Origin of the sequence: Proteus penneri, assembly GCF_022369495.1 — a bacterium.
Classification (GTDB): Bacteria; Pseudomonadota; Gammaproteobacteria; order Enterobacterales; family Enterobacteriaceae; genus Proteus; species Proteus penneri.
In genome coordinates, this window is sequence record NZ_CP059690.1 from 2,374,052 (window position 1) to 2,397,072 (window position 23,021).

Below are 23,021 nucleotides of genomic sequence, written 5' to 3' on the forward strand. Positions count from 1 at the left end.
TAAAATCATATAATTGTTCATGGAGTTATATTGTGAAAAATAAAAAATTGTTATTTTTGAGCACTGCTATTTTATCAGCTATTTATGGTTCAGCATGGGCGGCAGAATGTGATCCCACTTTAAATATCTGTGAAACGGTTAATGTTAATGACGGTAATACAGCTCAAATAAATAAAGATGTCACTGTTTCTCAAGGTGATGGCGTTGTCTTTAATGGCTCATCAACAGAATATAAAGCTCAAGCAATTACAAAAAACATTACTGTTACTGGTGATGGCGCAAGTGCCATCAAGATAAATCAAGGAGCTTCTTTTAGCAGTAACATCAACTTAAATGGTGCTAATGTGACCAGTGAAAATGGTACAGCCATATTGGTTGAAGGTGATTTTCCTAAACGAGGTACTGGCGTTTATGTAAGAGACGGTGCCATTATTCGAGGAAAAACTGCAGCTATTGATTTTAGTACACTGAAAACAGGTTTTAGAAGTGATGTAAATGGTGAGATCCACGGTGATATTTTAGGAAATGGGCATGCTGATACTAAAATAAATTTTGCTTATCAAGGTGGTTCTCAAAATGCGCTATTTGATGGATATAAAATTACCGGTGTTCCGTTAATTGAAAACCACGGCAACTTGACTATCCAAGGAAAAGACAAAACGATTAACTGGGAAGGTAATTTCATGAATAAGGAAAATAGCCAGTTAATTTTCCGTATTGATGATAATACCAATACTAATGAAACTATTCTTCATGTTGACGGTGATGTCACTTTTAAAAAAGGCAGCCAAGCCAAATTGGATTTTAAAGGTACCAGTGTCGATAACATTATAAATAAAGATATTGTTTTGATTTCTTCCAATTCAGCGATTAAAGATGAAGCTGGAATTACGGTTACTGACGCCAATGCCATTGCACCCGATGTATCTCCTTTATTAGAAAAAACAGATTCATGGTTAGAAACTACACCGCCTAATATTAGTGGTGGTGTTAGTGGTAATCAATTAGTTGCACGTTATGGAATTAGCTATGAAGGTGGCAATAATTTTATTAGTGCGGCTGAACGAGGCGGTGTCAATGAAAATGGATTAGCAGCAGCTAATTTTGTTATTCCAACGGTTTTAAATGAGTTTAATAATACACGTAGCCAAATTTCAGATGAGGCTTTGAGTTTATTAGTCGCGGCTGGAAATGACGATAATAATATTGCTGCATTATCGAATGATTTAGCTCCTATCGCTGATGGTAGTGATATTCAAGCGGGATTAATCATGGTTGAAGATATGCGCAATAATATTGCACATCGTTATTTACGCTATGATAACCAATTACCTATTGAAGAAAAAGAAGCTGGCTGGAATAGTTGGGCTAATATGTTGTACGGTTACGGCACACAAAGTAATCAAGGTGGCATAAACGGTTACAACACTTATCGTACTGGTATTCAAATCGGCGCTGATTATGAAATTAATCAAGATGCTCTTATCGGTGTTTCTTTTGCTTATAACTATGCAAAGGCTGACGCAAAACAACGTAACGCAAGCAAAGAAATTAGCCATTTTGAATTTATGCCTTACACCGGTTGGTATAGTGACACATTATTCCTAAACGGTAATTTAAATATTGGTTATTACACTGTCGATAGTGAGCGAGATATCGGTGGCAATACTGGATGGGAAGGAAATACCAAAGCAAAAGGTGATTATTCTGGTGTGCAATTGGGTTATCAGATTAATGCTGGAACCTATTTTGATTTTGATTTTATCCATATTAAACCGATGCTGACTTACCAGTATCAATGGCTCAATATTGATTCTTGGGAAGAAACAGGTTCGGCGTTATCAATGCGTACTTATGGCCAACGCTATGCTGTCAATCAACTCGGTGGTTCAGTAGCATTTTGGAATACCTATCAAACCTCTTATGGCAAATTAACCCCTTCTCTTAATCTGCGTTATATCAAAGATATAGCAGGTGATAATCATATCGATCAACGTCATAGCCTCACCTATTTTAATACTGGAGGAAGTACCTTTGATATTAAAGGCAATCGTGTTGGTGGTGACATCATGAGTGCTGAATTAGGTGCCAATCTCGATATTACCCAGTCGTTGAATTTAGGTACAACAATGGGCTATCAGCGTTATGACAAATTTAATGAAGGACGCATTGGTTTCACTGTTAGCCAGCGTTTCTAAGGAGAAAAATAATGCCGATATTTCGCTTTACTGCACTTGCTATAACATTGGGGCTATTATCAGCTCCTTATAACGCGATGGCAGCCACCAGTAATCCTGCATTTGCTCCTAAAAATCTGATGCAGTCAGAAATCTATCATTTTGCCCAAAATAACCCGTTAGCTGATTTCACAACAGATAAAAACTCAACACTGACGTTATCTGATAAGCGTAGCATTATGGGAAGCCAATCCCTTTTGTGGAAATGGAAAGGTGGAAGTAGCTTTACTTTACATAAAAAGCTTATTGTACCAACAGATAAAGAAGCGTCTAAAGCATGGGGACGCGCATCTACACCTGTTTTATCATTTTGGCTTTATAACGAAAAACCCATTGATGGCTATCTCACTATCGACCTAGGAGAAAAACTTAATTCAATCAGTGAAGCTCAGGCTGGATTTAAAGTAAAACTAAATTTCACGGGCTGGCGTGCTGTGGGTGTCTCTTTAAATAACGATCTTGAAAATCGAGAGATGACTTTAAATGCAATCAATACCTCCTCTGATGACTCTCAAGATAGTATTGGTCGATCTTTAGGTGCTAATGTTGATAGCCTACGATTTAAAGCCCCTTCTAATGTGGGACAAGGTGAAATCTATATCGATCGGATCATGTTTTCTATCGATGATGCTCGCTACCAATGGTCTGATTATCAAGTAAAAACTCGCTTATCAGAACCAGAAATTCAGTTTCATAACGTACAACCTCAGTTGCCAGCAACGCCCGAAAACTTAGCTGCGGTTGATCTTATTCGCCAGCGTCTGATTAACGAATTTGTTGGCGGTGAAAAAGAGACAAATCTCGCGCTAGAAGAAAATATTAGTAAATTAAAAAGTGATTTTGATGCACTCAATATTCACGCCCTAGCAGATGGTGGAACACAAGGGCGGCATCTGATCACGGATAAACAAACTATTATTTATCAGCCAGAAAACCTTAATTCTCAAGATAAGCCACTTTTTGATAATTATGTCATTCTTGGTAACTACACAACATTAATGTTTAATATCAGCCGTGCTTATGTTCTTGAAAAAGATCCGACACAAAAAGCCCAATTAAAACAAATGTACTTATTAATGACAAAGCACTTATTAGACCAAGGCTTTGTTAAGGGGAGTGCATTAGTCACAACCCATCATTGGGGATACAGTTCTCGTTGGTGGTATATTTCTACACTATTAATGTCTGATGCCTTAAAAGAAGCAAATCTACAAACTCAAGTTTATGATTCATTATTGTGGTATTCACGAGAGTTTAAAAGTAGTTTTGATATGAAAGTAGGAGCAAACAGCTCAGATTTAGACTATTTCAACACCTTATCTCGTCAGCACTTAGCCTTATTACTGCTAGAACCTGATGATCAAAAACGTATCAACTTAGTTAATACCTTCAGTCATTACATTACTGGCGCATTAACTCAAGTACCGCCGGGTAGTAAAGATGGTTTACGCCCTGATGGTACGGCGTGGCGACATGAAGGCAACTATCCGGGCTACTCTTTCCCTGCATTTAAAAATGCCTCTCAGCTTATTTATTTATTACGTAGTACTCCATTTGCCGTTGGTGAAAGCGGTTGGGATAACTTGAAAAAAGCGATGGTATCGGCGTGGATTTACAGTAATCCAGAAGTTGGATTACCTCTTGCTGGAAGGCATCCTTTTAACTCACCTTCGTTAAAATCAGTCGCTCAAGGTTACTACTGGCTTGCCATGTCTGCAAAACCGTCTCCAGATAAAACACTCGCATCTATTTATCTTGCAATAAGTGATAAAACACAAAATGAATCGAGTGCTATTTTTGGAGAAACTATTGCGCCAGCGGCTTTACCTCAAGGCTTCTATGCCTTTAATGGTGGTGCTTTTGGTATTCATCGTTGGCAAGATAAAATGGTGACACTGAAAGCTTATAACACCAATGTTTGGTCATCTGAAATTTATAACAAAGATAACCGTTATGGTCGTTATCAAAGTCATGGTGTCGCTCAAATAGTGAGTAATGGTTCGCAGCTTTCACAGGGCTATCAGCAAGAAGGTTGGGATTGGAATCGAATGCCAGGAGCGACGACGATCCACCTTCCTCTTAAAGAATTAGACAGCCCTAAACCTCATACGTTAATGCAACGTGGAGAGCGTGGATTTAGCGGAACATCCGCCCTTGACGGTAAATATGGGATGATGGCATTCGATCTTATTTATCCCGCCAATCTTGAGCGTTTTGATCCTAACTTCACTGCCAAAAAAAGTGTATTAGCCGCTGATAATCACTTAATTTTTATTGGTAGTAATATAAATAGTAGTGATAAAAATAAAAATGTGGAGACCACCTTATTCCAACATGCCATTACTCCAACATTAAATACCATTTGGATTAATGGACAAAAAATCGAAGCCATTCCTTACCAAACAACACTTAAACAAGGTGATTGGTTAATTGATAGCAACGGTAATGGTTATTTAATTACTCAAGCTGAAAAAGTGAATGTCAGTCGTCAACACCAGACTTCGGCTGAAAATAAAAATCGCCAACCAACAGAAGGAAACTTCAGTTCAGCGTGGATTGATCACAGCGTTCAACCTAAAGATTCCAATTATGAGTATATGGTCTTTTTAGATGCGACTCCTGAAAAAATGGGAGAGATGGCAAAGAAATTTCGTGAAAATAATGGGTTATATCAAGTTGTTCGTAAAGATAAAGATGTTCATATTATTTACGATAAACTCAGCAATGTGACGGGATATGCCTTTTATCAGCCTGCTTCAATTGAAGATAAGTGGATCAAAAAAGTTGATAAACCCGCGATTGTGATGACTCATCGACAAAAAGACACTCTTATTGTCAGTGCTGTGACACCTGATTTAAATATGACACGCCAAAAAGCAGCAACGGCTGTTACTATCAATGTCGTCGTCAACGGAAAATGGCAACCTACTGATAAAAATAGTGAAGTGAAATATAACCTTTCAGGTGATAACACTGAACTGACTTTTACCAGCTACTTTGGTATTCCACAAGAAATCAAACTCTCACCACTCCCATGATTTAATTAAAAGGAACGCCCTTGCGTTCCTTTTTTTATTTGCAGGAAATCTGATTATGCTAATAAAAAACTCTTTAGCCCACGCGGTTACATTAAGCCTCTGTTTATCATTACCCGCACAAGCATTCTCCTCTCTATCTCATGAAACTTTCGGCGATATTTATCTTTTTGAAAATGAACTGCCTAATACCCTTATTACTTCAAATAATAATCAATTATCACTGAGTAAACAGCACGCTAAAGATGGTGAACAATCACTAAAATGGCAATATCAACCACAAGCAACATTAACGCTAAATAATATTGTTAATTACCAAGATGATAAAAATACAGCAACTCCACTCACTTTTATGATGTGGATTTATAATGAAAAACCTCAATCTTCCCCATTAACGTTCGCATTTAAACAAAATAATAAAATTGCACTAAGTTTTAATGCTGAACTTAATTTTACGGGATGGCGAGGTATTGCTGTTCCTTTTCGTGATATGCAAGGCTCTGCAACAGGTCAATTTGAACAATTAGTGATAACTGCCCCAGATCAGGCAGGAACTCTCTTTTTTGATCAAATTATGATGAGTGTACCTTTAGACAATCGATGGGCCGTTCCTGATTATCAAACTCCTTACGTCAATAACGCAGTAAACACGATGGTCAGTAAAAACTGGAGTGCTTTACTGATGTATGATCAGATGTTTAAAGGTCATTATCCAACTCTAAATTTCAATACTGAGTTTCATGATGCTCAAACTGAAATGGCATCAATTTATCAGCGTTTTGAATATTATCAGGGAATTAATGCTGATAAAAAAATCACCTCAGACATGCTTAATAAAAATTTAGCACTCTGGGAAAAATTAGGATTAACGCAACACGCTGATGGTTCAATAACAGGAAAAGCACTCGATCATCCTAACCGACAAAACTTTATGAAGGTTGAAGGCGTATTTAGTGAAGAGACGAAAAAAACATTACTTGATACCAATATGTTAAGAGATGTGGGCAAAACGCTTCTTCAAACTGCCATTTACTTGCGTAGTAATTCCTTATCAGCAACTGATAGAAAAAAATTAGAAGAACGCTATTTATTAGGAACTCGTTACGTCCTTGAACAAGGTTTTACACGAGGTAGTGGTTATCAAATTATTACTCATGTTGGATATCAAACTAGAGAGCTTTTTGATGCATGGTTTATTGGTCGTCACATTCTGGCAAAAAATAACCTTTTAGCACCGACTCAACAAGCGATGATGTGGTACAACGCCACAGGACGAATTTTTGAAAAAGACGATGAAATCATTGATGCAAACGTTGATATTCTTAACACACAACTACAGTGGATGATAAAAAGCCTACTGATGTTGCCAGATTATCAACAACGTCAACAAGCCTTAGTACAACTGCAAAACTGGCTAAATAAAACCATACTAAGTTCAAAAGGTATTGCAGGTGGTTTTAAACCTGATGGTTCTATTTTTCATCATTCACAGCATTACCCTGCTTACGCTAAAGATGCATTTGGTGGTTTAGCACCGAGTGTTTATGCATTGAGCGATTCGCCTTTTCGCTTATCGACTTCAGCACATGAGCGTTTAAAAGATGTGTTATTAAAAATGCGAATCTACACCAAAGAGACACAAATCCCTGTGGTATTAAGTGGCCGTCATCCCACAGGATTACATAAAATAGGAATTGCTCCATTTAAATGGATGGCATTAGCAGGAACACCTGATGGCAAACAAAAATTAGATACCACATTGGCTGCTGCCTATGCAAAATTAGATAACAAAGACAATTTTGACGGTATTAAAGCTGAAAATGAACCCACTGGTGCATGGGCGATGAACTATGCTTCAATGGCAATACAGCGTAGGGCTTCTATTCAAGTACCACAGCAAAGCTGGCTTGCAATTGCTCGTGGTTTTAGTCGTTATCTTGTTGGCAATGAAAGTTATGAAAATAACAATCGTTATGGTCGTTATTTACAATATGGACAATTAGAAATTATTCCAGCTGATTTAACTCAATCGGGATTTAGCCATGCAGGATGGGATTGGAATAGATATCCAGGAACAACCACAATCCATCTTCCCTATCACGAACTTGAAGCAAAACTTAATCAATTACCAGCCGCCGGTATTGAAGAAATGTTGCTTTCAACAGAAAGCTATTCTGGTGCCAATACACTTAATAATAACAGTATGTTTGCCATGAAATTACATGGCCATAGTAAATATCAACAACAAAGCTTAAGAGCTAATAAATCCTATTTCTTATTTGATAATAGAGTTATCGCCTTAGGCTCTGGTATTGAAAATAACGATAAACAACATACGACAGAAACAACATTATTCCAGTTTGCCGTCCCTAAATTACAATCAGTGAGCATTAATGGTAAAGAGGTTAATCAATTAGGTACTCGATTAACTTTAAATAATGCAGATACCTTAATTGATCCTGCTGGTAATTTATATAAGCTCGCTAAAGATCAAACCGTAGAATTTAGTTATCAAAAACAACATTCACTTGATGATAGAAATTCAAAACCTACAGAACAATTATTTGCAACAGCTGTTATTTCTCATGGTAACGCACCTAGTGATGCAACTTATGAGTATGCGATAGCGATTGAATCTCAAGATAATAAAGCCCCCGAATACACAGTATTACAACATAATAATCAACTTCATGCGGTAAAAGATAAATTAACTCAAGAGGAGGGATATGCTTTCTTTGAATCTTCTCAAGTAAGTTCACCTGAGGCAACAATATTATCCAGTAATGCACCTGTTATGATTATGGCTAAAACACAAAACCAGCAATTAACATTAAGTATTGTTAACCCTGATTTAAATTTATATCAGGGCATTGAAGCAGATCAAGTTGATCATAAAGGTAATCAAATTGAAGTTAGTGTTTATTCTCGTAAATGGCTCACAGCAGAATCGCAACCAGTAAATAGTACAATTACTGTAAAAGGAAGATGGAAATTAATGACACCTCAATCTGGTATTATGATTAAGCATCAGGATAATAATACACTTATCACTACGACGACAATACAAGCAACACCGATTGTTATTAATTTAGTTAAGTCAACTTCTTAAATTTTAAAACAAAGAGTCTCGATATAAAATATCGAGGCTCTATTGTTATTAAAAGTAATTAACGAATTAATTAATAATTTAAAATAACGCGAAGAAATCGACACATTTATTATTGCTAATAAATGTGTTGTCTCATTTAAATAATTTGATATTCTCTGCGCGGGTGCTTGGATCAATCTGGTTCAAGCATTTGCTAAATGCCAGAAAGAGAAAAGCCCCGGAAAATATATTTATATTAACCGAGGCGGACTCAAACCTGAGAACTTGATTCTGCCTCCTTATAGAGGAGCTGTCAAGAAAATGAACAAATATTCTCTTATTAGTATGATTGTTATTAGTATAAATATCACCGTATTGCTGATATTTTTATTTTATAACAATCCAATTGAAAATTTCACAATTAATAGTGAATATATAAATGTTCAGGTTAAGTTTATCAGTAATAAACACTAACCTTGTGGGGGAGTCATCCCCCACAGTTTTCTAATTAAGTCATTATGGTTTAATCTAAGCACCCAAATTTATAATAAAAGGTAACAAATTACCGTTACCTCTTATTTTATTTACTCGCGCAGTTAGCGAATTAATTACTTATTTAAAATAATAAAAAAAATCGCATGATTTATTATTGATAATAAATATGTTGTCTCATTTTAATAGTTTGCTATGCTCTGCGCGGGTGCTTGGATCAATCTGGTTCAAGCATTTTGCAAACACCAGAAAGAGAAAAGCCCCGATTATGTTATTTAACATTAACCGAGGCCGAATCTAACCCAACAACTTGATTCTGCCTCCTTATAGAGGTGCTGTCAAGAAAATGAACAAATATTCTCTTATTAGTATGATTGTTATTAGTATAAATATCACCGTATTGCTGATATTTTTATTTTATAACAATCCAATTGAAAATTTCACAATTAATAGTGAATATATAAATGTTCAGGTTAAGTTTATCAATAACAAACATTAACCTTGTGGGGGAGAAATCCCCTGCAATTTTCTAATTAAGTTATTACGGTTTAATCTAAGCACCCAAATTTATAATAAAAGGTAACAGATTTATGTTACCTCTTATTATATTAAAAATAAAAAAGCCGACCCCTATTTTTGGTCGGCATCCTAGATAGGAAAATATTGCGCGGAAGGCATGTAAAGCGCAAGAAAAACAACAAAGCGTCAATATCAAAGCTCTAGCAATTTTACAAAAGATTTAAAACTTCACTTCCTGCTAATAAATAAGCACCAGCACCATAATCCATATTATGTTCAAACTTCACTTCACGAGGGTTAAATGCTGGAAGTTGAACCCAACCTATCATGCCGTTGTCATGAATACAGGTTTGTAATGCCGACCATGCTTTATTTAAAGCAGGAAAATAAATTTCTTTCTCTAATACTCCCTGATTAATTCCCCATGCTAGTCCATAACAAAATAGTGCTGTAGCTGAACTTTCTGGTGCAGGAAAATTATCAGGATCAAGTAAACTGGTTCGCCAAAAACCATCTTCATGTTGATAATCTAGGATGGATGTCGCTAATTCTTTAAACAATACAATATAACGTTCACGGCCATGATAATCATCAGGCATATATTTTAGGATGCGAGGTATCGACGCTAAAACCCAACCGATACCACGGCTCCAAAATACTTTTTCACCATTAGCTTCACGTAATTCATTGCCTTGACCATCAGGAATATAGCGATGATCACGAAAGATAAGCCCTGTTTCAGGATCACGTAAATGGTCAATCGCATCCCAATAAGCTGTGTGCATATAATCTAAATAACGTCGCTCATTGGTGATTTCAGCTAACGCAGCAAAACCAGGAGGCGCCATAAAGAGTGCATCACACCACCACCAGTCTTCACGACCAGGTTTTGGCTCATCAATCATAATATCAAATGCTTTGATTGTTGGCTCAACCACTTCAGATTGTTCAAACAATGGACTAATAGCCAGATAAGCTTGTGCACACACATGATCATCTGCAAAGCGAGGATTAGGACCCGTTCTAAATCCAGTATGTAGTGTGTAATTCAATACACCATTAAGATATTCTTCATCTTGTGTGGCTTGCCATGCTGCACTGACACAACTCCATAAAACACCGCGTTCCCAATCTGTGTCTTTAATAAAACGGGTTTTTCCACTACGGCGGCGGACACTGCGAACTTGATTAGCCGATTGATAACGATACACTCGCTTCATATTTTGCAATACGGTATTCTTTTGCAAAGCCTCTGTATTAGCGTGTTCCATCCTACTTCTCCATGAAATTAACGAGCTAACCAACCACCATCAACTGCAATAGTGTATCCATTAACATAATCACTGGCTTTAGACGCTAAAAAAATCGCAGGACCAGCAACATCTTCTGGCGTTCCCCAACGTCCTGCAGGAATACGTTCTAGGATAGCGGCATTACGCACGTCATCTGCGCGTAGTGCTGCGGTGTTATCTGTTGCCATATAACCCGGAGCAATTGCATTTACATTGATATTATATTGAGAGAGTTCAGTCGCCAATGCGCGAGTTAATCCCATTACTGCGGATTTACTTGCTGTGTAAGAAGGTACACGAATACCACCTTGATAAGAGAGCATAGAAGCAATGTTAATTATCTTTCCACCCTCTCCTTGTTTTACAAATTGGCGAGCGACTTTTTGGGATAAAAAGAATAGTGTTTTCTGATTAATATCAATCACATCATCCCAATCTTTTTCACTAAATTCTAAAAGGTCTTCTCGACGAATAATCCCTGCATTATTCACCAAAATATCAATACGCCCCATCACAGAAACGGCTTCATCCACCAGCGCTTGTAATCCATCTTGTTTCATTAAATTTTGCGTAATGTAATGAAAGCGACGACCCAATGCTTCTACTTGTTGGCGAGTTTCTGGTGCATCTTGAATACCCACTCCCACAATATCTGCACCCGCTTTGGCTAAACCAATAGCCATGCCTTGACCTAAACCTGTATTACAACCTGTGACAATAGCAACTTTGCCATTTAAATCGAATAAATTCATAGCAGTAACCTCTCAGGTGTGGCTTCATTGCCACACCTTTTTTATAAGTAGAGTAAGAAGAAAATGTAACTATTCGTATCGTAGTTACTTCAGATCTTTCATTGCCACATGATCCATATCGTGGAAGACCTGATTCTCACCAACCATTCCCCAAATAAAGGTATAAGATGCAGAGCCCACACCAGAATGAATTGACCAGCTAGGGCTTATCACTGCTTGCTCATTACGAACAACTAAATGACGAGTTTCCGTTGGTTCCCCCATATAATGGAAAACCACATTGTCATCTTTCATATCAAAATAGAGATACACTTCCATACGACGCTCATGGGTATGACAAGGCATGGTATTCCATAAACTACCTGGTTCAAGAACCGTCATCCCCATAGATAATTGGCACGTTGGCAGAACTGAAGGGTGTAAGAATTTATAAATAGTACGAACGTTACAGTTTTCTGCATTACCTAATTTTTCAGGCGATGCTTGCTGTTGCGTTATTTTGCGCGTTGGGTAGGTATGATGAGCTGGCGCACAATTCATATAAAAACGCGCGGGTGTTTCTACACAATCACTGGTAAATTCAACACTTTTAGCACCCATTCCGATATAAATTGCTTCACGAGCACCAATATCAAACACTTCACCATCAACAATTACTTTACCAGCACCACCAATATTAATGGCACCTAACTCACGTCTTTCTAAAAAGAAATCAACGCCTAATGCTTTACCTGCCATTAACGCTAAAGGCTGTGTTGTGGGAACAATACCGCCAACAATAATGCGATCTATATGGCTATAAGTGAGATTCATTTCCCCTTCACAGAATAGGTTTTCAATCAGGAACTCCTTGCGAAGTCCTTCTGTATCAAGCCTTTTAGCATGTTCACTATGAATTGGCTGACGAATTTCCATTATAAATACCTCATTTTTACTGATGGGTGCATAACAGAAAAGCTATGCATTTTCCCCGGATACAGAGTAAATATGATTTCCTCTGATGAATGTATCGGTGAGATGAAAGCACTCATCCACCACAGCAAAGCTGGCTTGTCGCCCCACTTTGATATAACCCAATTTATCGCCGATGCCGAGATACTCTGCGGGGATCGCAGTTGCCATTTGTACCGCTTCCCACTCAGGTACGTGCGCAAGTTGCACCATATTTCGCAATGCACTATCTAAGCTACAAGTACTCCCAGCCAAAGAACCATCGGCAGTTTTTGCTTGACCTTGGGTTACGCTAACTGTTTGAGCACCTAGCGTATAATCACCATCAGGTAATCCCCCTGCACGCATACAATCTGTAATTAGCGCAAGTTGTTGGTAACCTTTCATGCGATACGCTAATTGCATCATCACGGGATGAACATGAATGCCATCGGCAATCAATTCCGCCAATACATCGTGATACAACACGGCACCACAACATCCTGGCTCTCGGTGATGAAGTCCCGTCATCCCGTTATACAAGTGCACGCCACAATCAGCGCCATGTAAAAATGCATCTGACGTTTGTTCATAAGTTGCCGCCGTATGTGCCACACTAGGTTTAATGCCTCGATTGACCAACCAATCAATCGCTTCTATTGAACCTTGTGCTTCTGGCGCAACAGCGACACGCAATAATGAGTCACCCGCACTTTCAAGTAGTGTTTCTAACTCTGATATTGTCGGTGCTTTTAGATATTTCACCGGGTGAGAGCCTCGATGGCGCTCGGTAAAATAAGGCCCTTCTAAAAAGCTCCCAAGCAACAACGCACCGGACGTTTGTGGCTTTGATAAGAACTCACGTACTTGTGATAATGCGAGACGAATATCATCTATAGGCGCAGTAACCGTTGTACCAACCCACGCTACAACGCCTGTTTTCACTAAAGCATCCGCGATGGTTTGCAATCCTTGCTCAGTCGCATCCATAACATCCGCACCTTCACGGCCATGAATATGGATATCCACAAAACCGGGTAATAATGATTTCCCTTTTAGGCGAATAATGGGGCAATCAGTTGGTGCTTGCGAGGTGATCGATTCAATGACATCGCCCCTAACACAGACATAACAGAGATAACGAATCCCTTCAGGTGTAAACGTTCTATCTGCCAAAATGGCGTATCGCTGACTCATAAGCCGTCTTCTTCATCAGCATCATTGCTGTCTATTTGTGCCAATTGCTCACGAATATCCTGAATACTCTCTTGACCTATTTCGCGTAACGTTTGCACTAACTCTGACGTTGAACACCCTTCTCGTTCAAAAGCGGCATTAACAATCATCGGTAAATTCACCCCAGCTAACACCTCAACATCAGGATTTTGCATCATAATGGCCATTGCTCGATTACAAGGGGTTCCACCAGGTAAATCTGTTAAGAACAAATATTGCTGACATGACATTGAGTCAATCGCTTCACGCATTTTTTCTTCTAATTCATCAGGGGAAATAGACTCAACAAAATCAATAAACGCGATATTTTCCTGTTCTCCAGCAATCGCTTTTACGGCTGATGCCATACCAGAAGCAAAATTAAGATGTCCTGAAACAATAAGACCTATCATGAGTGACTCCTTGCGGGCAGCAGAAGACTCTCCTGCCCGTTTATAGCAAGTTAATAATGTATTTCGATTGACAATAACGACTGTGGTAAAGGCTCTCTGTTATAAGAATCCTAATACATGGCCGATAACGCCAAATGCAAGAGTTGAGAAAATCAATACCGGAGGTTTACCCCAAAAACCGGTGCTTTTTACCATTTTGTACATCAGGAAAACTAAGCACAAAGGCAGTAAATTCGGCATGATTTTGTCAAAGAGCGCGGTTTGCAATTCGACCACCTTTCCTCCCAGCTCTAACGAGGCGGTGGTTTGCACCTTGATAAAGGTCGCGGAGAGCGCCCCAATGACAAAGATCCCCATAATATTGGCGGCTTTAGCCAGTTTTTCAGTGGCATCACTCATATTGACCATCGCAGCGGTTCCCGCGCGATAACCCATAAACATCAGCCCGAAATACACTAAAAAGTGCACAATTTGATATAAAAAGAAGAAAACAAAAGGCCCCGCAATCGAACCCTCCATAGCAATAGATGCGCCCAATGCTAATGTCAGTGGCATTAAGGTCATGTGGTCAATAGCATCGCCAATACCCCCTGTTGGCCCCATTCCTGCTACTTTCATCACGTTAACAGTTGATGGTTTTTCTTTGTTTTCTTCCATTGCAACAGCTGTACCTAATAAAAAGGTAAACAGCTTAGGACTGGCATTAAAAAATTGCAGATGGTTTTTCAGTGATGTTGCATAATCGCGTTTATTATTCCCATGGATCTTCTTTAATGCTGGAATAATTGAGAAGGCAAATCCACCACCTTGCATACGTTCAAAGTTAAAGTTACCTTCCATAAATAACCCTCGGAACGCACACTTCCAAAGGTCACCTTTCGTGATCACTTTTCTGACTGTGGTATCTTGATACTCATCAATGCCATCAATCAAAGAACCTGTTTCTGTTTTATCCTGCGTTTTCAATGCGGTGCTGTTATCAGATACCATCTTCGAAATCCTCATTCTGCTGACTTGTATTTTTGTTGTTACCACTAAAGAAGAAGTAGAGCGCGGCGGCTGATGCGCCTAAAATAGCGACCGCCATAATTGGCAGTTTTAAATAGGTTGTCATAACGAAACCAATGAAGAACACACCGGCAACTTCTTTTGACCACATGATTTTCAGCAACATGGCGAAACCAATAGCAGGAACCATCTTCGCACCAATACCTAAACCTTCAAGCAACACTTTCGGGGTATTCTCATCAATCCATTGAGCTGCATGTTCACCAAAATAGACCGTTACGAAGGCAACTAAAGCATAGAGTAATGAACGTACTATAATCGTGATAATCAGTAGCCGTGACACACCACCAGCATCGGCTCTTTCTGCGTATCTATCGGCTTTTCCCATAGTGAATGCCGTCATTGCAAAGAAGCCAATCACCAACATTTGCATTAACACAGCAATTGGCATACCAATCCCCATAGCAACTTCAGGTGATTGATTTGTCATTACCGCAAAAGCAACCGCAGCAATGGTGCCTAATGTTACATCTGGTGGCTGAGCACCGGCGTTAGGAACAAGTCCTAACCAAGCAAGTTCTAATGTTGCACCTGCAATCAATCCAACCTGCATATCACCCATAATCAGGCCAACAACAGGCCCTGTAATTAATGGTCTGTGAATATTTAATGCAACATCATACTTATCTATACCGCAAAAGAAGGCCCATAAAGCCACTAAAGAAGCTTCAAAAATCATAAATAATCCTCAAACCTGCTAATGCAGGTTTTTTGTTCAGGAAATTATCAGGCTGATGCTAGCGCTAACACGTCAACCGGTGTCTGATCGGGGGTGTTTTGGATTGTGCAAGTCACACCGTTTGCGACAAGGCGTTTAAACGCATCAATGTCGGCATCATTGACTGATACGGTTTTCGCAATTTGGCGTTTCCCTTCATGAAAATGCATATTGCCAACATTACAGTGAGTAATGGGCACACCGCCTTCCACTAAACGGGCAACATCTTTCGGGTTATTACACAAAACAAAAATTTTCTGACGAGGAGATGCTTTACTAATAACATCAATAGTTTTTTGAATAGAGAAGAAGCGAACAGCGTACTCACCACCCGCTGACGCTTTCATACCTGCTTGCATAAATGCGGCATTAGGGCCTTCTGCTGCATCATCATTAGCCACTAAAATCAGGTTTGCTTCGGTATGTTTACCCCATGTAATGCGGATTTGACCATGGAGTAAACGTTCATCAATGCGAGTCCAGACAATATTAGGTGTGTTCATAATTAGCTCTCTTATTATATTTTATTAATTTAAAGCAGACTGTGTGTCGTCTTTTTTGTGTGAGAACGGATAAATTGTGACGCCTTGTACAACGCGGTTGATTTCTCCTGTCGGAGACGGGTTATCAGGCGTATTCCCTAGTGCAATGGAACTGTGAAATGCGAATGATTGCGCCAACATCAAGTAAGGGAACAATAGCGCCACATCAGAACAGTTCTCTAACGCAGGAATATAAACAAAACTCTCTGGTGAGAAAGCGTTATCATTTCGTGCGGTGATCGCGATCACCTTGCCTGATGCATTATCGTGAATAACCTCTCGTAATAAGTCTGTCTCATATTGACGTGTATAAGGATCATTAGAGAAAAACATCACCACTAAAGTTTCTTTATTTACGATAGACTTAGGCCCATGTCGAAAACCTAATGGAGTATCAAAGCTTGCAACCACTTTACCCGCTGTAAGCTCTAACATTTTCAACGCAGCTTCTTGCGCTAAACCTTGCAATCCACCGCTTCCTAGATAAATAACTCGTTTAAACTTACCCGCGTATTTATCCCGAATAATTTGATTGGCTTTATTAAACTGTGCTTTATAGTGACTAAAAAAAGGTGCGATAGAATCCCTAAAGACGTTATCCCCTAAAAAGATGGTCACTGCCGCCATCATCATGGATGAAAAGCTAGAGGTCATTGCTAAAGAACGGTCATTGGATTCTTCAGGCATCAACAATGCCAATGCACTACTGTTATTTTGGCAATATTCATAAAGCTTGCCATTTGCATTACATGTCAGCACTAAGTGATGACACTGAGATAGACATTCAGTCGCAACATCTAACGCTGCCACACTTTCAGGGCTATTACCCGAGCGAGCAAAAGAGATTAATAATGTTGGGATATCTTCTGCTAAATATTCTTGTGGATCAGCCACTAAATCGGTTGTTGCAATCGCATCTACTCGACGTTTTGTATGGCCACTTAAAATAGGCGCCAATGCTTTTCCAGCGAATGCGGACGTACCTGCACCTGTTAAAATAATTCGTGCATGAGGCACTGCAAGCGCTTTATCTAAAAAGGCCTCAATATCAGCACGTTTCTCTTTTACTGATTGCCATGTTTTCTTCCAACATTCTGGTTGTTGCTCAATTTCTTTCGCAGTCCAAAATGCATTCAGTTGCTCTAATTTAGCGGTCTGATAACTTAAATATTCCATGGTTTCCCTCAATTAATGGACATAGCACGCATCGGCATACACCGATAACACATCACGAATTTTCGCAATAACAAAAGATTCAGGCGATCCGTCAATCATGCCTTCTCTAAATTGGGTAAATTGATAAGGCAGATATTGACTCAGTAATGGCAATGGAATTGGTTTAACGGATAAGTTATCCATTAGCGTATCGATGGCGGCATTAATTTCAGCATCAGGCCAGTAATAGCGAATACGATCACTAAAACTATATACTCGAGCAAAGGCTTGTTGACGCTCATCACCGTGATAATATTTTTGCCAAAATCCAGGCTCTCGGCACATCAGTTGTTCCATTTTTTCGCGCAATTTAGAGCACTGTTCTTGAGGGAATAATGTTTCTTCAATGGAGCAAAGTGCGTATAAACCTTCACGCATTGCAAAGGTTAATGCTGGCCCAACTTTTAAAATGGCAAAGTGATCATGAACTAGCTGTTTATAAGCTTCTTTAGTTTGATAATCCGTAGAGTGGGCTTCAAAAACAAGGTGAGAATAATCATTTACCACTTGGCTTAATGCTTGTGCTTCTTCTTGTTGATAATCAATGATACCCGTATGATCAAATTCAACGCCGGGTTGAACAACTAAACCAATAACGCGTTGCCAACAATCACCAACCCCCACATCATGAAAAGCTTGGCGATGGCATTCTAAGGTTTTACGCGCAGCATCAGGTGAAGTAACTTCAACAGTATCAAGCTCTTCAGCAGCACCGCCTGGAACGGGTACTTCTGTACCAACAACATAAACAATATCACTTGTACCAAATGTCTCTTTTGCCGTATTTTCTGCAATTACAGCGAGGCGAGCGGCACGAGATGCCACAATTTCATCCGTCAAAGGAATAGGATCATCAGCACAAGACATACTGCAATCAAGATGGATTTTCTTAAAACCCGCAGCAACATAATGTGCAATCAACACATCTGCATTTGCCATCGCATCTTCAGCATTAAGGTGTTGCCAACGATTAGGCCCTAAATGATCGCCACCAAGAATAAGCTTCTCGATAGGAAAACCGACATTTTTCGCCTGTTCAATAACATATTGGTAGAAGTCAGCGGGGGTCATTCCTGTATAGCCACCAAACTGATCAACCTGATTAGAGGTGGCTTCAATTAGCAGAAAGGAATCATTATCCAGCGCTTGTAATAGAGCTGCTTCTATTACTAAAGGATGGGCAGAACAAACAGAATAAATACCATTCTGTTTGCCTGATTTATGTTGCTGAACAATCTTTTCTAAAGGATGCATTAATACTAACTCCATAATCAACACCGGCGGTGTTGCTAATGGAGTTAGCAAATTACGATGCCTTATCGTCGACGATAATCACTTCGATTTTATGATCTTTCAGTTCCTGAACATATTCTTCAGGAATACCTGAATCGGTCACTAATATATCAATATCACCAAATTCTCTGATCATATGACAGCTGCGTTTACTGAATTTCGTAGAATCGGCAACCGCAATAATCGTTTCTGAGATATCACACATTAAACGGTTAAGACTGGCTTCCTGTTCATTGTGTGTAGTAATACCAACACGTAAATCGAATCCGTCAACACCTAGAAAAACCTTATCAAAACGGTAATTTCTAAGGCTATTTTCAGCTTGTGAGCCAGAAAAAGACAACGCACTTTTTCGCAATACACCACCGGTCATTAATACTTCCACACCTGAGGTATTTGCTAACTCCATTGCGACATCCAGACCGTTAGTCATGACCACTACATTTTCGCGCGACTTTAAATGTGTCGCGATTTCGCGAGTAGTTGTCCCCGAGTCAAGAATGACGGTGTCTCCATCCTTTATCAGCGTTGCGGCTGCTTTCCCGATTAATGTTTTTATGCCCGCGTTTTGTCCACGTTTTTCGTGGATACTCAATTCGGCAATAAATCCTGTGTTAGGAATTGCTGCGCCATGAGAGCGAACGATATAACCATTTTTTTCAAGAAAGCTTAGATCGCTGCGGATAGTGACACTTGAGACTTTAAATAATTCAGCGAGATCTTCGACTCTGGCTTTACCTTGCTGGTTTACCATATCGAGGATTTCCATACGCCTCTCAACTGCCGCTTTCACTTTCGTCTCCTTACGAAACCAAAAGACTTTCTTTCGATTGGTTTCGAATATAGTTTACTACGCCAATTTTTACCGACAATGCAAAAAAACAAAACTTTTGATCTCTTTCACAAAGTTTCGAATCATCATCGATTACTTACGATTATTTTCGTGTAGCTTCAATGATAGCCTTGAGGCCATCAGTTTCCAATAATTAAAATGATATAACGCAACACTACACTTGTTATTACACCATCTACAGCTAGATAAAATACAATAATATAGATTTTATCTCGCCTTATCTCACAAAATAAAGATTAAAACTTCATTACATTCATTTATTTTCGAAAAAAAAATCATAATAAATAACTCAAATAGTCAATAGAATATGAAATAGTATCGAATCGAAAGTATTTTTATCGAAAATAATCGTATTTATCTTTCGTAAAAATCTTTCATTTGCTTTCGATATCTCGTATTTGTGATTTTAATCTCTTTTGTTTTGATAAATTTTACGTAATGTAACAGGATAAAAAAGAAACTCAGGAAATAACTAATGGCATTAAATCAACCTGCTTATTTTCATATGATGGCAAAACCGACAAGCTACCACTGTAATATTAAGTGTGAATACTGCTTTTATCTGGAAAAAGAAAATATTTTTCAAGATAAAACAAAAGAGACAGGCCATACCGTGATGCCAGATGGTGTACTTCGTCGTTATATTAAAGACTATATTCAGTCACACGGTGGAGATCAGGTTGATTTTTCTTGGCAAGGTGGCGAGCCAACGCTTGCAGGATTAGCTTTCTTTGAACAAGTCGTCAAATATCAAAAGCAATTTGCTAACGGCAAGACAATTACAAATAGTGTACAAACCAATGCAATTGCTATTAATCGCCAATGGGCACAATTCTTTGCTGATAATCACTTTCTATTAGGTGTTTCAATTGATGGCATTGAAGCTGTTCACGATAAATATCGTATTTCAGTCAATGGAAGCCCTACTTTTGAACGAGTAAAACGTGCAATTAAGTTACTCAATGAATATGGTGTCGAATTTAACACACTCACTGTCGTTAATGACCAAAACTGGAATAAAGGAAAAGAAACTTATCAAGCCTTAAAAGAATTAGGCTCCACTTTCTTTCAATTTATTCCCATTGTCGAAGTCGATAGACGCTTTCCTCATACTCACGGAGGACATTATGCACCGGGTCCTAATGCACAATTAGCGCCGTTTTCTGTTCCGGCTGAAGGTTATGGGCAATTTATGGCTGAAGTATTTGATGAATGGGTACGGCAAGGCGATATCGGGAAAATATATATCCGCTTATTTGATAGTTTATTAGGCACATGGATGGGATATCCCGCATCAACTTGTATTCAATCTAAAACCTGTGGTCAGGCATTGATCATTGAAGCCAATGGTGATGTTTACTCTTGCGATCACTATGTCTATCCCGCTAATAATTTGGGCAATATTCATCAAAATAGTCTTGCTCATTTAGCCACATCAAAACAGCAACAGCGCTTTGGCCAAAATAAATATGATAAACAAACTCGCCTTTGCAAACAGTGTGAAGTGCAAAGCTTATGTTACGGCGGTTGCCCTAAACATCGCATTATTGCTATTGAAGGCGAAAAACATCGCCATAACTACCTATGTCGCTCTTATAAAAAAATATTTCACCATACCGCGATAGGCATGCAATTAATGCAACAAGCTATTTCACGTGGGGGGCTTGCTAGTGATGCACTCCCTGCGATGAAAAAAAATTACTTAAAGTAACTCTTTTTATTTTGTTTATTCTGGAGACAATTCGTGATCTTACCTTCTGTTAAAAAAAGTTTACTCGCTGGGCTGATTGCTACGTCATGTTTAAGCATTCCAATCTCTGCCAATGCAGGCGGTACACCTGAAAAGCCGAATATTTTACTGATAGTGATGGATGATTTAGGAACAGGGCAGCTTGATTTTGTACTGGATACCTTAAATGTTGATGAATTAGCACAAAGACCAACACCGCCACGTTATGAAGGCGATATCAATAAGATGGTTGAAGCTGCACGCATTGCAATGCCAAATGTCAGTCAAATGGCAACTAATGGTGCCAAAATGACCAATGCATTTGTTGCTCATCCTGTTTGTGGCCCTTCTCGAGCAGGTATTTTTACTGGGCGTTCTCCTGCAAGCTTTGGTACTTACAGTAATGATGATGCCATTTTAGGTATTCCCCAAGATATCAAACTATTGCCTTCACTTTTCCAAGAAAATGGTTATGCCACAGCCAGTATTGGAAAATGGCACAATGCAAAAGTGATCCGCAAACCGAAAATTAATGAAAGTAAACAAACCCGCGATTATCACGACAACATGATCTCAACACCAGAAGCGGGTTACGCACCTCATGAACGAGGTTTTGATTATGACTTTAGCTATTACGCATCGGGTGTGGCTTTATGGAATTCGCCTGCATTTTGGCGTAATGGTGTCAATGTTCCAGCTCCGGGCTATACCACGCATTTATTAACGGATGAGACCTTAAAATTTATTGATCAACATAAAGATAAACCATTCTTTATTAATCTCTCCTATAGCGTTCCTCATATTCCGTTGGAACAAGCATCACCTGCTAAATATATGGAGAAATTTGATACGGGTAATGTTGAAGCAGATAAATACTTTGCTGCCTTAAACGCAGCCGATGAAGGTATTGGCCAAATAATTGCAAAATTAAAAGCAAATGGTGAATTAGAAAATACACTTATCTTTTTCTTATCCGACAATGGTGCCGTTAATGAATCACCAATGCCAATGAATGCAATGGATAGAGGCTTTAAAGGACAAATGTTTAATGGTGGGGTTAGAGTTCCTTTTATTGCTTATCAACCTGGTACCATTCCAGCAGGTACAAAAAGTGATGAGATGATTTCCGCACTTGATATTTTACCGACTGCACTACAAACAGCAGGTATTACTATTCCTGACGATCTAAACGTTGAAGGGAAAAACATCATGCCTTTACTTAAAGGCGAAACAACAAAATCCCCTCACAACTATCTTTATTGGGCAGGCCCAGGCACTAAACATTATAGTGAAGAAAACCAAGAGTTTTGGCATGGATATCACCAATGGATAACCTATCAACGTAAAACACCACCTACAAATCCTAATTTAGAAAAACTCTCTAAAGGTGCTTGGGCTGTACGTGACGGTGAATGGGCGCTCTATTTTTATGATGATGGGAAAAATCAGCCTCAGCTTTTTAACGATAAAAAAGATCCGGCTGAATCAATTGATTTATCTAAACAAAATCCACAAAAAGTTGCTGAACTAAAAAATGCGTATTACCAGTGGATCAAAGATAAACCGAAACCGGTTATTTGGGGACAAGACCACTATCAAATATTAGTGGATTCCGCAAAACCTTAATACG

Annotated in this window: 16 protein-coding genes; 5 read left to right on the forward strand and 11 right to left on the reverse strand. The window is 38.9% G+C overall.

Annotation, left to right across the window (positions count from 1 at the left end; translation table 11 throughout):
• Positions 1-32 precede the first annotated feature (32 nt).
• Genes H1225_RS10765 through H1225_RS10775 form a run of 3 tightly spaced genes read left to right on the forward strand, consistent with a single transcriptional unit; the run spans position 33 to position 8,381 of the window.
• Complete coding sequence (locus H1225_RS10765; protein ID WP_239739112.1) at positions 33-2,198, forward strand: autotransporter family protein; 2,166 nt, start codon at positions 33-35, stop codon at positions 2,196-2,198.
• Positions 2,199-2,209: 11 nt separating this feature from the next.
• Positions 2,210-5,275, forward strand: coding sequence for a chondroitinase family polysaccharide lyase (locus H1225_RS10770; protein ID WP_239739113.1), 3,066 nt, complete (start codon positions 2,210-2,212; stop codon positions 5,273-5,275).
• Between the two features lie 55 nt (positions 5,276-5,330).
• A complete protein-coding gene (locus tag H1225_RS10775) occupies positions 5,331-8,381 on the forward strand; it encodes a chondroitinase family polysaccharide lyase (protein ID WP_161727736.1) in 3,051 nt (1,016 codons plus the stop codon).
• A gap of 1,199 nt (positions 8,382-9,580) precedes the next feature.
• On the opposite strand, the gene H1225_RS10780 is transcribed toward H1225_RS10775, so the two are convergent.
• The 11 genes from H1225_RS10780 to agaR all read right to left on the reverse strand — a co-directional run bounded on the left by H1225_RS10780 (position 9,581) and on the right by agaR (position 19,602).
• The gene (locus H1225_RS10780) at positions 9,581-10,642 is read right to left on the reverse strand and encodes a glycoside hydrolase family 88/105 protein (protein WP_006533832.1); all 1,062 of its coding nucleotides are present in this window, start codon (positions 10,640-10,642) and stop codon (positions 9,581-9,583) included.
• 17 nt (positions 10,643-10,659) lie between these two features.
• On the reverse strand, positions 10,660-11,415 hold the full coding sequence (gene kduD / locus H1225_RS10785) for a 2-dehydro-3-deoxy-D-gluconate 5-dehydrogenase KduD (RefSeq protein ID WP_006533833.1): 756 nt from the start codon (positions 11,413-11,415) through the stop codon (positions 10,660-10,662).
• An 84-nt stretch (positions 11,416-11,499) separates the two neighbouring features.
• Entirely contained in the window at positions 11,500-12,330 is an 831-nt protein-coding gene (gene kduI, locus H1225_RS10790; protein ID WP_006533834.1) for a 5-dehydro-4-deoxy-D-glucuronate isomerase, read from the reverse strand.
• 42 nt (positions 12,331-12,372) lie between these two features.
• Positions 12,373-13,542 carry an N-acetylglucosamine-6-phosphate deacetylase gene (gene nagA / locus H1225_RS10795; protein ID WP_109847813.1) on the reverse strand — a complete coding sequence of 390 codons (1,170 nt, stop codon included), beginning with the start codon at positions 13,540-13,542 and terminating at the stop codon, positions 12,373-12,375.
• Positions 13,539-13,973, reverse strand: coding sequence for a PTS galactosamine/N-acetylgalactosamine transporter subunit IIA (gene agaF / locus H1225_RS10800; protein WP_006533837.1), 435 nt, complete (start codon positions 13,971-13,973; stop codon positions 13,539-13,541). The genes nagA and agaF overlap by 4 nt, the downstream gene beginning before the upstream one ends.
• Positions 13,974-14,072: 99 nt before the next feature.
• Positions 14,073-14,963: a PTS system mannose/fructose/sorbose family transporter subunit IID gene (locus tag H1225_RS10805; protein ID WP_161724732.1), complete on the reverse strand. Its 891-nt coding sequence runs from the start codon at positions 14,961-14,963 to the stop codon at positions 14,073-14,075.
• Positions 14,953-15,720 carry a PTS N-acetylgalactosamine transporter subunit IIC gene (gene agaW, locus H1225_RS10810; protein WP_006533840.1) on the reverse strand — a complete coding sequence of 256 codons (768 nt, stop codon included), beginning with the start codon at positions 15,718-15,720 and terminating at the stop codon, positions 14,953-14,955. The genes H1225_RS10805 and agaW overlap by 11 nt, the downstream gene beginning before the upstream one ends.
• Before the next feature lie 47 nt (positions 15,721-15,767).
• A complete protein-coding gene (gene agaV, locus H1225_RS10815) occupies positions 15,768-16,262 on the reverse strand; it encodes a PTS N-acetylgalactosamine transporter subunit IIB (RefSeq protein WP_072063422.1) in 495 nt (164 codons plus the stop codon).
• A gap of 24 nt (positions 16,263-16,286) precedes the next feature.
• Positions 16,287-17,477 carry an SIS domain-containing protein gene (locus tag H1225_RS10820; protein ID WP_109847815.1) on the reverse strand — a complete coding sequence of 397 codons (1,191 nt, stop codon included), beginning with the start codon at positions 17,475-17,477 and terminating at the stop codon, positions 16,287-16,289.
• Positions 17,478-17,489: 12 nt separating this feature from the next.
• Entirely contained in the window at positions 17,490-18,770 is a 1,281-nt protein-coding gene (gene kbaZ, locus H1225_RS10825) for a tagatose-bisphosphate aldolase subunit KbaZ (protein WP_109399912.1), read from the reverse strand.
• A 52-nt stretch (positions 18,771-18,822) separates the two neighbouring features.
• On the reverse strand, positions 18,823-19,602 hold the full coding sequence (gene agaR / locus H1225_RS10830; protein ID WP_006533848.1) for a transcriptional repressor AgaR: 780 nt from the start codon (positions 19,600-19,602) through the stop codon (positions 18,823-18,825).
• Between the two features lie 535 nt (positions 19,603-20,137).
• Between agaR and H1225_RS10835 the strand changes: the two genes are divergently transcribed.
• Positions 20,138-21,373, forward strand: a complete 1,236-nt coding sequence (locus H1225_RS10835) for an anaerobic sulfatase maturase (RefSeq protein WP_109399731.1) — start codon at positions 20,138-20,140, stop codon at positions 21,371-21,373.
• 33 nt (positions 21,374-21,406) lie between these two features.
• Complete coding sequence (locus tag H1225_RS10840) at positions 21,407-23,017, forward strand: sulfatase family protein (protein ID WP_109847817.1); 1,611 nt, start codon at positions 21,407-21,409, stop codon at positions 23,015-23,017.
• The last annotated feature ends 4 nt before the right edge of the window (positions 23,018-23,021 follow it).

What these genes read in the sequence shown, in the direction of transcription:
- H1225_RS10770 (WP_239739113.1), top strand. Translation starts at nt 2,210, where the DNA reads ATGCCGATATTTCGCTTTACTGCACTTGCTATAACATTGGGGCTATTA.
- H1225_RS10775 (WP_161727736.1), top strand. Translation starts at nt 5,331, where the DNA reads ATGCTAATAAAAAACTCTTTAGCCCACGCGGTTACATTAAGCCTCTGT.
- H1225_RS10780 (WP_006533832.1), bottom strand. Translation starts at nt 10,642, where the DNA reads ATGGAACACGCTAATACAGAGGCTTTGCAAAAGAATACCGTATTGCAA.
- kduD (WP_006533833.1), bottom strand. Translation starts at nt 11,415, where the DNA reads ATGAATTTATTCGATTTAAATGGCAAAGTTGCTATTGTCACAGGTTGT.
- kduI (WP_006533834.1), bottom strand. Translation starts at nt 12,330, where the DNA reads ATGGAAATTCGTCAGCCAATTCATAGTGAACATGCTAAAAGGCTTGAT.
- nagA (WP_109847813.1), bottom strand. Translation starts at nt 13,542, where the DNA reads ATGAGTCAGCGATACGCCATTTTGGCAGATAGAACGTTTACACCTGAA.
- agaF (WP_006533837.1), bottom strand. Translation starts at nt 13,973, where the DNA reads ATGATAGGTCTTATTGTTTCAGGACATCTTAATTTTGCTTCTGGTATG.
- H1225_RS10805 (WP_161724732.1), bottom strand. Translation starts at nt 14,963, where the DNA reads ATGGTATCTGATAACAGCACCGCATTGAAAACGCAGGATAAAACAGAA.
- agaW (WP_006533840.1), bottom strand. Translation starts at nt 15,720, where the DNA reads ATGATTTTTGAAGCTTCTTTAGTGGCTTTATGGGCCTTCTTTTGCGGT.
- agaV (WP_072063422.1), bottom strand. Translation starts at nt 16,262, where the DNA reads ATGAACACACCTAATATTGTCTGGACTCGCATTGATGAACGTTTACTC.
- H1225_RS10820 (WP_109847815.1), bottom strand. Translation starts at nt 17,477, where the DNA reads ATGGAATATTTAAGTTATCAGACCGCTAAATTAGAGCAACTGAATGCA.
- kbaZ (WP_109399912.1), bottom strand. Translation starts at nt 18,770, where the DNA reads ATGCATCCTTTAGAAAAGATTGTTCAGCAACATAAATCAGGCAAACAG.
- H1225_RS10835 (WP_109399731.1), top strand. Translation starts at nt 20,138, where the DNA reads ATGGCATTAAATCAACCTGCTTATTTTCATATGATGGCAAAACCGACA.